This is a genomic window from Sphingosinicella sp. LHD-64, from assembly GCF_031157375.1.
Classification (GTDB): domain Bacteria; phylum Pseudomonadota; class Alphaproteobacteria; order Sphingomonadales; family Sphingomonadaceae; genus Allosphingosinicella.
Map to the genome: position 1 here is coordinate 512,084 of NZ_JAVIFV010000001.1, position 13,588 is coordinate 525,671.

A 13,588-nucleotide genomic window follows, 5' to 3' on the forward strand; every position below is an offset into this window, starting at 1 on the left:
CCCGCTCTTGTAACGAGCGGACGCAGGTCGGAAAGCCTCTTTGCTTGCCTTACGTTCGCGTAAAGCGCACACTCGCCTGATGGATATGCCGACCCGACAGCGGCCCACCGAAGGCCAGCTCGAGCTCGCCCGCCGGATCGCGGCGGGCGAGGCATCGATGGGCGCCGGAATCACCTCTGTTCCCGCCTCCGTTTATACCGACCCCGCGCGTTTCGCGGACGAGAAGGCCAGGCTGTTCGACCGCCTGCCGCAGGTGATCGCCCCGTCGGCGCTGCTGGCACCCGGCAGCGCCGTCGCGCACGACCAGTTCGGCGTGCCCTTGCTGCTCACCCGCGATCGTGCTGGTCGGGCGCACGTCTTCTTCAACGTCTGCCGCCATCGCGGCACCCGGCTGCTCGAGGGCGAAGACATCCAGTGCGCGCCGATGCTGGTCTGCCCCTATCACGCCTGGAGCTACAAGCTCGACGGCAGCCTCGCCGGCGTGCCGCGCCCCGACAGCTTCCCGGGCCTCGACAAGGCCGCGCACCATCTCGTCGAGCTGCCCTCGACCGAGGCGGGCGGCCTGATCTGGTTCGCGCGCGAGCCGAGCAATTTCGAGGATGCCGCGACGCTCGCGCCAGAGTTCGACGCCTTCGGCCTTGGCGGCCATCATCTCTACCGCCGCCGCGTCCATGACGTCACCTCCAACTGGAAGCTCATCATGGACGCGTTCCTGGAGAGCTATCACGTCCAGCGGCTGCACGCGCCGACGATCGGCAAGTTCTTCGCCGACGGCGTCACCACCGCGGACCGGATCGGCGTTCACCAGCGCTCGGCCGTCGGCCGCGCCGAGTATCTCGCGAAGATCGATCCGGACGACTGGCCGGCCTTGAGGGGCGCGATCACCTTCGCCTACCAGCTCTTCCCGGCGACGGTGATCGTGGTCAGCCCCGATTACGTCAATGTGATGACCCTGATGCCGCAGGCGGTGGACCGCACTTTGGTCGAGGATTTCATGCTGATCCCGGAACCGCCCCAGACGCCCGAGGCCGAGGCGCATTGGGAGAAGAGCTGGACCCTGCTCGACGAAGGCACGTTCGGCGGCGAGGATTTTCGCGCTGCCGCGCTCGGCCAGAACGGCCTCTCGTCCGGGGCGATCGACGAGGTGATGCTCGGCACGCTGGAAACCGGCATCCGCGATTTCCACGACGAGGTCGAACGCGCGCTGGTCTAGGACGGATCGACATTCAGTTTTGTACCCTCTCCCTTGAGGGAGAGGGCACGGTGAGGGTGTCGGGCATTTGGGACCATTCTCGGAGGCAGAACCCCCTCACCCCAACCCTCTCCCCGCTGGGAGAGGGAGTTTCATGCTGAATGTCGATTGGTCCTAAGCCGCTACATGAAGGATCAGCTGCGGCGGGACACGTCGTACGGGCCGGCCCTGACGATGATCGTCGATTGCCGACAACGCATCGAGCAGCACCTTGGCCGTGTAGGGCTTGGCGAGGCATCCGAGGGCCAGCGGCTTCACCTCCTCCGCACAGCCCCCGGTCACGAACAGCACGGCAATGCCACGCGCGCCGGCGACACGGGCGACGTCGATCCCGTCGCCTTCCCCGGCCAAGCCGATGTCGGTCAGCACGAGATCGATCGCCTCGCGCGCGATCACCGCACTGGCCTCGGCGAAGCTGTCAACGGTGGCGACGACCTCGTATCCGGCCTCGCGCAGCAGGCGCTCGTTGTCGAACGCGACCAGCGGCTCGTCCTCGACGATCAGGATTCGATGGATCAGCCTTTGGCGCCTGCTGAACAGCATGTTAGGGGCATTCCTCCCGCGTGTTTATATGAGACGCGTAACGAGCGATTTGGGCGCTGGTGCCCGGCATGCAAGCGCCTGAGCGCAAAAAGATTTCGGGCCGTCTGGTGGCCATCGGGAGATGTGAAAAGTGCCTGCCCGCGAACCGCAGCGGATCGCCAAGCTCCTCGCCCGCGCTGGCATCGCCTCGCGCCGCGAGATCGAGCGGATGATCGAGGAACGCCGGATCGCGATCGACGGGGTTCCAGTCGAGAAGCCCGCGACCCTGCTCACCTCGCTGCACGGCGTGACGGTCGACGGCCAGCCGGTGAAGGCCCCTGCCCCGGCGCGCCTGTTCCGTTTCCACAAGCCGGCAGGCCTGCTCACCACCGAGCGCGACCCCAAGGGACGCCCGACCATCTACGACCGCCTGCCCATGGGCCTGCCGCGGGTGATGCCGGTCGGCCGGCTCGACATGAACACCGAAGGGCTGCTGCTCCTCACCACCGACGGCGAGCTGAAGCGCCAGCTGGAGCTGCCCGCCACCGGGGTCGAACGCAGCTACCGGGCGCGGGTGTTCGGCGAGATCAGCCAGGCCCAGCTCGAGGAGCTGATCAACGGCGTCGAGATCGAGGGCATCCGCTACGGCTCGATCGACGCAAATCTCGAGCGTAGAACCGGCCGCAACGCCTGGGTCGAGATGCGCCTCAAGGAAGGCAAGAACCGCGAGGTCCGCCGCGTGCTGGAGCATCTCGGCCTCCAGGTCTCCCGCCTGATCCGCACCGCCTACGGCCCGTTCGCGCTGGCCGATATGCCGACAGGCAGTGTGGACGAGGTCAGGCAGCACGATCTCGTCGCGTTCCGGAAGTTGCTCGGCAAAATTCCTCCCCGGTACGGGGAGGGGGACCGCGACGCGAAGCGTCGGGGTGGAGGGGCTGGCACGAAGCTCGGAGCAGCCCCTCCACCACGCGCTAAACGCGCGCGGTCCCCCCTCCCCGTTCCGGGGAGGAACCAGTAAGTGAGGATCATCGCCGGCCAGTGGCGCGGCCGCCCGCTCCTTTCGCCCCCCGGCCAGGCCACCCGCCCGACCAGCGACCGGGCCCGCGAAGGCCTGTTCTCGATGCTGGCCAGCCGCCTCGGCAGCTTCGAAGACCTCGCCGTCGCCGATCTCTTCGCCGGCACCGGCGCGTTGGGGATCGAGGCGCTGTCGCGCGGCGCGGCACATTGCACCTTCTATGAAAAGGACCGCGCGGCGCTCGATGTCCTCAAGCGTAACCTCGACAAGCTCGGCGCGGCCGACCGCGCCGACCTCCGCGCCCAGCCGGTCGAGCATGCGCTACCTCCGGCGAAACCCTGCGACCTCATCCTGATGGACCCACCCTACGGCGTCGGCCTTGCCCAGGCGGCAATGGACCGGCTCGCTGGCGGAGGCTGGCTGGCTCCAGGGGGCTGGCTGAGCATCGAAACCGATGGTGAAAGCCTCGCTTTCCCGCCCGGGCTAAACCCCCGGGTCGAACGACGCTTCGGCAAGGCGTTGATCCTCCTTCTTCAGGCAGCGGTTTAAGGGTTCAGCTCGCAACGGCGGTCGGCGCACCCTATCTGCCCCGTCATGTTCGAGAACCTCATCGTCGCCGCGCGGGACCGCAAGCGGCTGGCCGAGATCACCGCCGTGCTCGGCCGCTTCGGCCTGGACAGCCTGATCGCCCGCCTCGGCCGCGGCGGCGATGAGGCGCCCGGCACGCCGGAACGCGCCCGCCTTGCGATCGAGGCGCTGGGCCCGACCTTCATCAAGCTGGGCCAGATTCTCGCCACCCGCTCCGATCTGCTGTCGCCCGACTGGATTGTCGAGCTGGAGAAGCTGCACAGCACCGCGCCCACGCTCCCGTTCGAGGAGCTGCGCCCCGCCGTCGAAGCGGCGCTCGGCGACGCGCCGGAAGCCGTCTTCGCCGAATTCGAGGCCGAACCCGTTGCCGCCGCCTCGATCGCGCAGGTCCACCGCGCCCGCCTCGCTGACGGCCGCAACGTCGCGGTCAAGATCCGCCGCCCCGGCATCCGCCCGCTGATGGAGGCCGATCTGCGGCTCATCGCCGCGATGGCGCGGACGATCGAGGCCAAGCCGTCGATCGCGCGCCTGCGCCCGCGCGAGATCGTCGCGCAGCTCTCCGAGGCGGTGCTGGCCGAACTCGACTTCACCCAGGAGGGCCGCAACGCCGATCGCTTCCGCGCCAATTTTGCGCGCCGGCCGAATCTGATCGTCCCCGACATCCACTGGGAGCTCAGCAGCGAGACCCTGCTGGTCATGGACTTCGTCGAAGGCGTGCCGATGAGCGACGCCGCACGCCTCACCGCCGCCGGCATCGATCCCGCCGCCATCGCCGCGCTCGGCGCCGAGGTGGTGCTGCAGATGGTGCTGATCGACGGCTTCTTCCACGGCGATCCGCATCCGGGCAACCTGCTCGGCCAGCCGGGCGACCGGATCGCTCTGCTCGATTTCGGCATGGTCGGCCATGTCTCGCCGAAGCGCCGCGAGGAGCTGCTGGGCTTCGTGCAGTCGATCACCGGCCGCGATCCCGACCGGCTCGCCGACCTGCTCGGCAACTGGACCGAGCATGTCGACCGCGCCGCCGTAGAAGCCGCCGCTGCCCGCCTCGTCGAACGCCACGGCCAGGGCCGGCTGATCCTCGCCCGCGTCGTCGAGGACATCATGGCGCTGCTGCGCCAGCACGCGCTGGCCATGCCGGCCGATCTCGTCCTCACCTTCAAGGCGCTGATCACCCTCGACGGCGTGCTCGGCCGGATCGATCCCGACTTCGACCTCACTGCCGCCACGCGCCGCGCCTGGCTGATGGCGATGCGTGCCCGCCTCTCGCCCGGCGCGGTCCGCGACCGGATGAGCAGCCTGATGCTGGAGCTTGCCACAGTCGAGGACAACCTGCCCCGCCTGATCCGCGCGGCAACGACACGTCTCACCGACCCGACACCGCCCCCGCCACGGCCGGACCGGACCCTGCCGGTCGCCGTGCTGGCGGGTGCCGCGATGATCGCCGGCGCGATCCTGCTTTCCTGATCCCGCTAACCCATGTTAGCACGGACCTGCCCAACAACCGGGAGGGAGTGTTCTTCCATGGCCCACAAGTTCACGATCAAGCAGAACAAGGCGGGCGAGTATGTCGCCTATTTCAAGTATAACAGCGAGACGATCTTCTGGACCGAGGGCTACAGCTCCAAGGCCAATGCCGTGAACGCGATCGAATCGATCCAGAAGAACGGCCCCGGCGCGCCGACCGAAGAGGAATGATCCGCGACGCCGGCGGACTGTGCGTCAGTCCGCCGGCCCGCGCTTCCTGAGCGCGATCAGCGCCAGCAGGCTCAGCAACGAGGCCGCGGCGAGATAGAGGCCGACCCAGATCAGTCCGCCCTGCTCCGCCAGCCACACCGCCGCGATGGGCGTCAGCGCGCCACCGAGGATCCCCGCCACGTTGAAGGCGAGACTGACCCCCGTATAGCGCACCCGCGCCGGGAAGAGGCCCGGCAGCCAGTCGCCGAGCGGCCCGTAGACGAAGCCCATCACGAACAGGGCGAAGCTCAGCCCCGCGAAGATCGCCGGGATCGACCCCGATACCAGCGTCGGCGCCAGCAGCACGCCGGCGACGGCCGACGCGACGCAGCCCCATGACAGCACGCGGGTCGAGCTCCACAGGTCGGAGAACCAGCCGGCGAGCACGATGCCGACCGCCATGAAGCAGATCGCGCCCAATTGCATCGACAGGAACAGTTGCCGGTCGATCCCGAGCGTCGTGGTCCCGTAGCCGAGCGCGAACGCCGTCGCGAGATAGTAGACCGCGAAGCAGGCGACCGCGCCGAACGTGCCGCCCAGCGTCACCAGCCAGTGCTTGCGCAGCAGCTCGGCGAGCGGCACCGCCGGCGGCGGTCCCTCCTCCAGCACCCGGGCGAAGGCCGGCGTTTCGCTGAGCTTCAGCCGCACCCACAGACCGAGGCCGACCAGCACGATCGACAGCAGGAACGGGATCCGCCAGCCCCAGGCGAAGAACTGCTCGCTCGTCATGGAGAGGCCGAGGATCAGGAACAGGCCATTGGCGGCGATGAAGCCCACCGGCGCGCCGAGCTGCGGCATCATCCCGAACCGCCCGCGCCAGCCCGGCGGCGCGTTCTCGACCGCGAGCAGCGCCGCCCCGCCCCATTCGCCGCCCAGCCCGAATCCCTGCCCGAAGCGCAGGATGCAGAGCAGCAGCGGCGCCAGCCAGCCGGCGGTCTCGTAGGTCGGCAGGAAGGCGATCAGCAGGGTCGATCCGCCCATCAGCATCAGCGACGCCACGAGCGTCGACTTGCGCCCGATCCGGTCGCCATAATGGCCGAACGCCCACGCCCCGACCGGCCGCGCGACGAAGGCGACGCCGAGGCTGGCATAGGAGGCAAGCAGCTGCACCGACGGAGAATCGGCCGGGAAGAAAAGCGGCCCAAACACGAGCGCCGCCGCCGTCGCGTAGATGTAGAAATCGTAGAATTCGACGGACGTGCCGACCAGGCTCGCCGTCAGCACCCGGGCGCTCGCCCTGATCGGATTCGCCATCGTCCTCCCCGGCTCTCTTTGCGCCTCCGGTGCCCGCCGCGCCGGGGGAGGTCAAGCGCCGCTTGCATCGCGCCCACGTGTTCCATATTTGTTCGCCTGCCCTAACCCATCGAGGACGCCCATGCTCAAGGTCATCGCCGAGGATTTCATCGAGCCGGAACAGGTCGAAACGGTCGCGCCGCTCTACCGCGAGCTGGTCGAGCAGACCCGTCAGGAGCCGCTCTGCATGTCCTACGACCTGTTCGTCGACCAGGCCGATCCGGGCCATTTCATCTTCGTCGAGCAATGGCCCGATCGCGCCGCGCTCGACGCCCACTGCAAGACCGAGCACTTCACCCGCCTCGTGCCGCAGATCAACGCCCACCAGCGGCAGCCGGCGCGCATCCTCCTGATGGACCCGTTCGCCTAACGCCAACCGACATTCAGCACATCACTCCCTCTCCCCAGCGGGGAGAGGGTTGGGGTGAGGGGGTTCTGATTCCGATGGTCATCGCCGAGGCCGAGCCCCCTCACCCTGCCCTCTCCCCCCAAGGGGAGAGGGTAAGGAGCTTGACGTTGATACCATCTACGCGAGCATCAGCCGCCTGCTGCTGCAACGCCGCCGCCATCGCCTCGATCACCTTGTTCAGCGCCTTCACCGGCCGCACCATCACCTTGAAGTGGACGATCTGCCCCGCCGCGTTCCAGCGGATGATATCGACGCCGTTGACGGTGAGCCCGTCCAGCACGGTCGCGAATTCCAGCACCGCCGAGCGTTCGCCGTGCCATTCCTCCAGATAGCGGAAGTCGCCACTGCCGAGCACCTCCATCGCCGCGGTGAGATAGGCGATGGTGATCGCCTTCCCCTCCTGCGGCCGATGCACGGCGGGCGATTCGAACACCGCCTCGTCCGCGATCAGCGCGTCGAGCAGTGCCGGATCACGCAGCCGCACATAGTCATGCCAGGCGGCGATCACGGTCATTCCCCTCTCCCTTCGCGCGCAGCGATGACGCATTTGCCGCCGCCTGACCAGCCCGCCCGCCCAACCGGTTGCCCCGGGCGCCGCCGTTCCCTAGATGTTCACCGGTGAGCCAGACTCCCGCCCCGCTTCCCGATCCCCCCTATCTCCGGGGCCTCAACGCGCCCCAGCGCGAGGCGGTGCTGACCACGGAAGGGCCGGTCCTCGTCCTCGCCGGCGCCGGCACCGGCAAGACGGCGGCGCTCACCGCCCGCCTCGCCCATCTCATCGCCACCCGCCGCGCCTGGCCGAGCGAGATCCTCGCCGTCACCTTCACCAACAAGGCGGCGCGCGAGATGAAGGAGCGCGTCGGCCGCCATATCGGCGAGGCGGTCGAGGGCATGCCCTGGCTCGGCACCTTCCACGCGATCGGCGCGAAGATGCTCCGCCGCCATGCCGAGCTGGTCGGCCTCAAGAGCAATTTCACCATCCTCGACACCGACGACCAGCTCCGGCTGCTCAAGCAGATCATCCTCGCCGCCGACATCGACGAGAAACGCTGGCCCGCCCGCCTGCTCGCCGGGATGATCGACCGCTGGAAGAACAAGGGCTGGACGCCGGATCAGGTCGATGCCGGCGAGGCGGAGGGCTATGCCAACGGCAAGGGCGCGCAGCTCTACAAACTCTATCAGGCGCGCCTGCGCGATCTCAACGCCTGCGATTTCGGCGATCTCCTGCTCCACATGCTGGTTATCCTGAAGACCCACCGCGACGTGCTGGAACTCTACCAGCAGCGCTTCCGCTATATCCTCGTCGACGAATATCAGGACACCAACCAGAGCCAGTATCTCTGGCTCCGCCTGCTCGCCCAGGAGCGCAAGAACATCTGCTGCGTCGGCGACGATGACCAGTGCCTGGCGGAAGGCACGCCAGTGACGATGGCGGATGGCTCGCTCAAGCCGATCGAGGCGGTGACGACCGACGACCTCGTCCTCTCCTGCCACGGTTCGGGCGACTTCCGCCCCGCCCGTGTCGCCCGTGTCGCACGCCGCGAGTGCCGATCCGCCCTCGTGCGTCTGCGCACCGCCGGCGGGCGCCAGCTCATCGGCACCACCGAGCATACCCACTTCGCCGATTTCATCCGGGCGGAGAGTCCGCAGAAATATTTCACGTATCTGATGTGGAAGCGCGATGTTGGCTATCGGCTCGGCACGTCACAAATCTACACGCGCGGGCAGTTGAAGCCGGTGATCGGCTTCAAGCAACGCTGCCTCCAGGAACGGGCCGACGCCGTTTGGCTGATCGACGCATTCGACAACGAGAATGACGCGCGTGAGCGGGAGCATTGCCTCAGCCTCGCTTATGGGATCACGACCCTGCCCTTCGTCGCACGCAAAGGCGGGAGCACGAACGGGCTGGTCCATGACCAGGCACGGCTCGACCGCCTCCATCGGGGCCTCGACAGCGAGGCGAAGGCGCTTCGGTTGATGCAGGACCATGGCCTGTCACTCGAGCATCCCCATCACGTTCCGCAAACGGCCGCGGGCCGCCGCGCGGCGCTCAATCTGACGCTCTATGCGGAGCATCGCGGCGCGACGCCGATGCACCGCATCTCGCTGAGCGGCAACGATCCCGAGGGACGGGAAGCCGTCACGGCGCTCGGCCTCAATCCGCGCCCGTACAAGCGCAATCCGGCGAACTGGCGCTACGAGACGCTATACCGTGACGTGGCGAAGCTCGATTCCGTTCGAAAGCTCCTCGCCACGCGCTTCGACCTCCAGCTCAAGGCCAAGGCCAATCTTCTCGGCAAGCCGCTCGCCCTGCGCCCCGCCGCGCAGGTCCGCCCCGGCATGATGGTCGCCTGCGCGGACGGCACGCACGATGTCGTGACCGCGGTGGAAACCGTCGCGGGGGGCGGCGCGGTCTATGACATCGATGTCGAAGGCACCCACAATTTCGTCGCCGGCGGGATCGTCACCCACAATTCGATCTACTCCTGGCGCGGCGCCGAGGTCTCGAACATCCTGAAGTTCGAGAAGGACTTCCCCGGCGCCGTGATCATCCGGCTGGAACAGAATTACCGCTCCACCCCGCACATCCTCGGCGCCGCCTCCGGCCTCATCGCCCAGAACGCGACGCGGCTCGGCAAGACGCTGTGGACCGAAGCCGACGAGGGCGAGAAGGTCCAGGTGATCGGCGTCTGGGACGGCCCCGAGGAGGCCCGCCGCGTCGGCGACGAGCTGGAGAGCCTGCAGCGCCGCGGCGGCCGCCTGGATCAGGCCGCCATCCTCGTCCGCGCCCAGTTCCAGACTCGCGAGTTCGAGGACCGCTTCATCGCGATCGGCCTGCCCTACCGCATCGTCGGCGGTTTCCGTTTCTACGAGCGCGCCGAAATCCGCGACGCCCTCGCGTACCTGCGCGTCATCGCCCAGCCCGCCGACGACCTCGCCTTCGAGCGCATCGTCAACGTCCCCAAGCGCGGTCTCGGCGACAAGGCGGTGGCCAAGCTCCACAGCCTCGCCCGCGCCGAGGGCATCCCGCTCTCCTTGGCGGCCGCACAGATCCTCGACACGGACGAGCTGACCGGCGCCGCCCGCCGCAGCCTTGGCAACCTCGTCACCGATTTCGCCCGCTGGCGCGCCCGCCTCGACGATCTCCCCCATCCCGAGCTCGCCCGCCTCGTCCTCGACGAGAGCGGCTACACCGCAATGCTCCAGGCCGACCGCTCGGCGGAGAGCGCCGGCCGCCTCGAAAACCTCGCCGAACTGGCTCGCGCGATGGAGGAGTACGAAAATCTCGGCGCCTTCCTCGAGCACGTCTCCCTCGTCATGGACAATGATGCGGATCCGCAGGCGGACAAGGTCACGATCATGACCATCCACGCCGCCAAGGGGCTGGAGTTCGACACCGTCTTCCTCGCCGGCTGGGAGGAAGGCGTCTTCCCCTCGCAGCGCGCACTCGACGAAGGCGGCAATGCGTCACTGGAGGAGGAGCGCCGCCTCGCCTACGTCGCGATCACAAGAGCGCGCCGCAAGTGCTTCATATTGCACGCCGCCAACCGCCGCATCTACGGCCAATGGACGTCAAGCATCCCGAGCCGCTTCGTCGCCGAGCTGCCCGAGCCCCATCTCGATCAGGAAACGACGATGACCGGCGGCGCCTCGCTCTGGCGCGCCAATTGGTCGGAGCGCGCCGATCCCTTCGCCAGTGTCGCGCTCACCGACCGCGGCCTGTCCCGAGCGCAGTCGAGGGGCCCCGGCTGGCAACGCGCCGCGGCGTCAGGCCGTTTCGACCCGAACGCCAGCCGCGTGCTGGAGGCGAAGGCCAGCGCCGTCAGCTTCGGCAATCCCGGCCGCACCGACATCCGGGTCGGCCAGCGCGTGTTCCACTCCAAGTTCGGCTATGGCGAGGTCGCGGAGATCGAGGGCAACAAGTTGGAGATCGACTTCGAACATTCGGGGCGGAAGCGGGTGCTGGATAGTTTCGTGAGTGTGGCGTAACCCTCATTCACGTCATTCCAGCGAAAGCTGGAATCTTCCGTTTCTTTTCCATGCCTTCGCGTCTTTGCGCGTATCCTAACCGGTCACGCCCGAGCGGCTCGAACGCCGGATCTATTTCACGCAAAGACGCGAAGACGCAAAGGTACCGAGAAGCGTTGAAGCTGCGCGTTTCCGGCGAATCCGGCATCCTCTTTGTAGGCTCTGAAATTATACGCTTCGCGATGAGAAAGGCTGAAGCCCCTTTGCGTCTTCGCGTCTTTGCGTCTTTGCGTGAAACTATCATCACATCGCCGCAGAACTGAGGTCCGAAGCACCTCACAAAGGCGCATGAGCTTCATACCCGTTCACAACGCGCCTGATGCCCTCGCGAAAAGTCGCGGCGCCGAAGTTCATGAGAAGGCCCAACGGCAGATCCATCAAACGCAGATAGGTGAGGAGCTGCTTCCCGTGCACCGGCGCGAAGCGCTCCGCGCATTTGAGTTCGATCAGCAAAGTGCCTTCGACCAGAAGATCGGCCCGAAACCCTTCCTCGATCACAAGGCCGTCGAAACGTATCGGGATCGGCTTCTGCCGCTCGACCGAAAGCCCGTGTCGGGCAAGGCCCTGCGCAAGCACCGCCTCATATACTGACTCCAGCAGGCCCGGTCCGAGCCGCTCGTGAATCCTGAACCCGCAATCCACCGCCAGAGAGGCGATCCGTTCGACATCCGCGCCGACCTCTTCGCGCCTTCGTCTTTGCGTGAACCAATCCAGCCTCCCCGCCTGAATGATCGATTGGGGTTTCACGCTAAGCCTGACACCAGAACAAAGAAAGAACTTTCCTACACGCCCCTCCCTCCATCATAAGCTCGTAATGGACGACGCCCTCCCCGACGACCTCGCCTTCGATCCTGTCCCCTCCGCCCGCCAGCGCCGCGACGGGTGGACGCCGGAGCGTCAGCGCGCCTTCATTCTCGCCCTTGCCGGGCTCGGCCTGGTCGGCGCCGCGGCGCGGAGCGTGGGGATGAGCCGCAAGTCCGCCTACGCCCTGCTGAAGCGCGCCGGGCCGGAGAGCGGCTTCGCCCGCGCCTGGGACGCGGCGGTCGACCGGGGCCGCGCCCATGCCCTCGATCTCGGCATCGAGCGCGCCATCCACGGCACGCAAATCCCGGTCTTCCACGGCGGCCTCCAGCGCGGCGTGCGGACGGTCTATGACAATCGCCTGCTGATCGCGGCGCTGCGCGCCGTCGAGCGGGCGGACGCGTCCCTGCCCTCGCCGCAGGAGGATCTCGCCACCATCCAACGGTTCGTCGCAGGATTGACGTGACGTGCCGGCACCTTTGTCACCTTTCTTGCCGCCGATCCGCCCGCCGGGAGCAGATTCTTCCCCGCCCGGCGCCCTCGCGCACCACAATCCTCCAATCCGCACCGCTTTGTTGCCGCCCGCGCGCCGCCGTCCTAAGGGGCCGTACTGATGCAGCCCACGTCGCCCTTCCAGTACCGCGACTATCGCGCCTTCTGGGCGGCGCGGCTGGCGAGCACGACGGCGAACACGATGCTGGTCGTCGTCATCGGCATCCACGTCTACGACATCGCCCGCGAGACGATGTCGATCCGCGAGGCGAGCTTCTGGCTCGGCATGGTCGGCCTCGCCCAGTTCCTGCCGCTCTTCCTGCTCGTCCTCGTCGCCGGCTATGTCGCCGACCGGGTGGACCGACGGCTGATCGTCCGCCTCTGCCTCGCCGCCGAGATGCTCTGCGCCTTCGCGCTCGCCGCGCTCGTCTGGCTCGACGCGATGAGCCTGGTGCCCCTGTTCGTCGTCGCCGTCATCCTCGGCATCGGCCGCGCCTTCGCCGGCCCGGCGCTCTCCTCGATCGCGCCCAATCTCGTGCCGCCGGCGCTGCTGCCCAGTGCGATCGCGCTCAATTCGATCGCCTGGCAGACCGGCGCGATCGCCGGCCCTCTGCTCGGCGGCGCGGCCTATGCGCTGTCGACCAGCCTCACCTATGAGGCGTCGGGCGTGCTCTATGCGGTCTCGCTGGTCGCGATGCTGATCATCCTGCCGATCCCGCTCGGCGATGCCGGCAAGTCGCGTCCGCTGCGCGCCGTCATCGAAGGGCTCGCCTATGTGCGCGACAACAAGATCGTGCTCGGCGCGATCAGCCTCGATCTGTTCGCCGTCCTGCTCGGCGGCGCCACGGCGATGCTGCCCGTTTATGCCCGCGACATCCTCCACGTCGGCTCGGAAGGCCTCGGCGCGCTGCGCGCCGCGCCCGCGGTCGGCGCGGCGCTGACCGCGCTGGCCCTCGCCCGCTATCCGCTGAAGCGCCATGTGGGGGTGAAGATGTTCGCCTGCGTCGGCATCTTCGGCCTCGCCACGGTCGTCTTCGGCGAGAGCCGCTGGATGTGGCTGTCGCTCGCCAGCCTGTTCGTGCTCGGCGCGGCCGACATGATCAGCGTCTATGTCCGCACCTCGCTGATCCAGCTCCACACGCCGGATGCGATGCGCGGGCGCGTCTCCGCCGTCTCGGGCCTGTTTATCTCCGCCTCCAACGAGCTCGGCGAGTTCCGCGCCGGCCTCACCGGCTCCGCCCTGGGCCCCGTCACCGCGGTGGTCGGCGGCGGCGTGCTCGCCATCGCCGTCACCGGCCTGTTCGCCTGGATGTTCCCGAGCCTGCGCAAGGCCGACCGCTTCGTTCCCCCCGACGCCGAACTCCTCGACGAGGCCTGTGGCAAGGACCAGCCCGACGTCGAGCTTCCCGCCATGGTCGCGGGCCTCAAACCGCAAACCGAGAAAGGATAGGAC

At 67.9% G+C, this 13,588-nt stretch carries 13 protein-coding genes; 9 read left to right on the top strand and 4 right to left on the bottom strand.

The features are described 5' to 3' along the window. Positions 1-79 precede the first annotated feature (79 nt). Positions 80-1,213: an SRPBCC family protein gene (locus RCO27_RS02500; protein ID WP_309001058.1), complete on the top strand. Its 1,134-nt coding sequence runs from the start codon at positions 80-82 to the stop codon at positions 1,211-1,213. Positions 1,214-1,366: 153 nt separating this feature from the next. Here RCO27_RS02500 and RCO27_RS02505 read toward each other — a convergent pair whose 3' ends face one another. Beyond that, a complete protein-coding gene (locus tag RCO27_RS02505) occupies positions 1,367-1,795 on the bottom strand; it encodes a response regulator (RefSeq protein ID WP_309001059.1) in 429 nt (142 codons plus the stop codon). Between the two features lie 130 nt (positions 1,796-1,925). Between RCO27_RS02505 and RCO27_RS02510 the strand changes: the two genes are divergently transcribed. The 4 genes from RCO27_RS02510 to RCO27_RS02525 are packed head-to-tail and all read left to right on the top strand — an operon-like array spanning position 1,926 to position 5,072. Then, complete coding sequence (locus RCO27_RS02510; protein WP_309001060.1) at positions 1,926-2,792, top strand: pseudouridine synthase; 867 nt, start codon at positions 1,926-1,928, stop codon at positions 2,790-2,792. Beyond that, positions 2,793-3,338, top strand: a complete 546-nt coding sequence (gene rsmD / locus RCO27_RS02515; RefSeq protein WP_309001061.1) for a 16S rRNA (guanine(966)-N(2))-methyltransferase RsmD — start codon at positions 2,793-2,795, stop codon at positions 3,336-3,338. 45 nt (positions 3,339-3,383) lie between these two features. Further along, the gene (locus tag RCO27_RS02520) at positions 3,384-4,841 is read left to right on the top strand and encodes an AarF/UbiB family protein (RefSeq protein ID WP_309001062.1); all 1,458 of its coding nucleotides are present in this window, start codon (positions 3,384-3,386) and stop codon (positions 4,839-4,841) included. Between the two features lie 57 nt (positions 4,842-4,898). Continuing rightward, entirely contained in the window at positions 4,899-5,072 is a 174-nt protein-coding gene (locus RCO27_RS02525; protein ID WP_309001063.1) for a DUF1508 domain-containing protein, read from the top strand. Positions 5,073-5,096: 24 nt separating this feature from the next. On the opposite strand, the gene RCO27_RS02530 is transcribed toward RCO27_RS02525, so the two are convergent. Next, on the bottom strand, positions 5,097-6,365 hold the full coding sequence (locus RCO27_RS02530; protein ID WP_309001064.1) for an MFS transporter: 1,269 nt from the start codon (positions 6,363-6,365) through the stop codon (positions 5,097-5,099). A gap of 121 nt (positions 6,366-6,486) precedes the next feature. On the opposite strand from RCO27_RS02530, the gene RCO27_RS02535 reads away from it, so the two are divergent. Then, the gene (locus tag RCO27_RS02535; RefSeq protein WP_309001065.1) at positions 6,487-6,774 is read left to right on the top strand and encodes a putative quinol monooxygenase; all 288 of its coding nucleotides are present in this window, start codon (positions 6,487-6,489) and stop codon (positions 6,772-6,774) included. Positions 6,775-6,874: 100 nt separating this feature from the next. Here RCO27_RS02535 and RCO27_RS02540 read toward each other — a convergent pair whose 3' ends face one another. Further along, a complete protein-coding gene (locus tag RCO27_RS02540; RefSeq protein ID WP_309001066.1) occupies positions 6,875-7,327 on the bottom strand; it encodes a nuclear transport factor 2 family protein in 453 nt (150 codons plus the stop codon). 104 nt (positions 7,328-7,431) lie between these two features. Between RCO27_RS02540 and RCO27_RS02545 the strand changes: the two genes are divergently transcribed. Next, on the top strand, positions 7,432-10,803 hold the full coding sequence (locus RCO27_RS02545; protein ID WP_309001067.1) for a UvrD-helicase domain-containing protein: 3,372 nt from the start codon (positions 7,432-7,434) through the stop codon (positions 10,801-10,803). 315 nt (positions 10,804-11,118) lie between these two features. On the opposite strand, the gene RCO27_RS02550 is transcribed toward RCO27_RS02545, so the two are convergent. Next, positions 11,119-11,589: a GxxExxY protein gene (locus tag RCO27_RS02550; RefSeq protein ID WP_309001068.1), complete on the bottom strand. Its 471-nt coding sequence runs from the start codon at positions 11,587-11,589 to the stop codon at positions 11,119-11,121. Between the two features lie 67 nt (positions 11,590-11,656). Between RCO27_RS02550 and RCO27_RS02555 the strand changes: the two genes are divergently transcribed. Then, entirely contained in the window at positions 11,657-12,109 is a 453-nt protein-coding gene (locus RCO27_RS02555) for a hypothetical protein (RefSeq protein WP_309001069.1), read from the top strand. A 144-nt stretch (positions 12,110-12,253) separates the two neighbouring features. Next, positions 12,254-13,585, top strand: a complete 1,332-nt coding sequence (locus RCO27_RS02560; RefSeq protein ID WP_374990361.1) for an MFS transporter — start codon at positions 12,254-12,256, stop codon at positions 13,583-13,585. Positions 13,586-13,588: the final 3 nt, after the last annotated feature.

Bases quoted from the DNA above. Each gene is read 5' to 3' on its own strand.
- RCO27_RS02500 (WP_309001058.1), top strand. From the start codon at position 80: ATGGATATGCCGACCCGACAGCGGCCCACCGAAGGCCAGCTCGAGCTC.
- RCO27_RS02505 (WP_309001059.1), bottom strand. From the start codon at position 1,795: ATGCTGTTCAGCAGGCGCCAAAGGCTGATCCATCGAATCCTGATCGTC.
- RCO27_RS02520 (WP_309001062.1), top strand. From the start codon at position 3,384: ATGTTCGAGAACCTCATCGTCGCCGCGCGGGACCGCAAGCGGCTGGCC.
- RCO27_RS02525 (WP_309001063.1), top strand. From the start codon at position 4,899: ATGGCCCACAAGTTCACGATCAAGCAGAACAAGGCGGGCGAGTATGTC.
- RCO27_RS02530 (WP_309001064.1), bottom strand. From the start codon at position 6,365: ATGGCGAATCCGATCAGGGCGAGCGCCCGGGTGCTGACGGCGAGCCTG.
- RCO27_RS02535 (WP_309001065.1), top strand. From the start codon at position 6,487: ATGCTCAAGGTCATCGCCGAGGATTTCATCGAGCCGGAACAGGTCGAA.
- RCO27_RS02540 (WP_309001066.1), bottom strand. From the start codon at position 7,327: ATGACCGTGATCGCCGCCTGGCATGACTATGTGCGGCTGCGTGATCCG.
- RCO27_RS02555 (WP_309001069.1), top strand. From the start codon at position 11,657: ATGGACGACGCCCTCCCCGACGACCTCGCCTTCGATCCTGTCCCCTCC.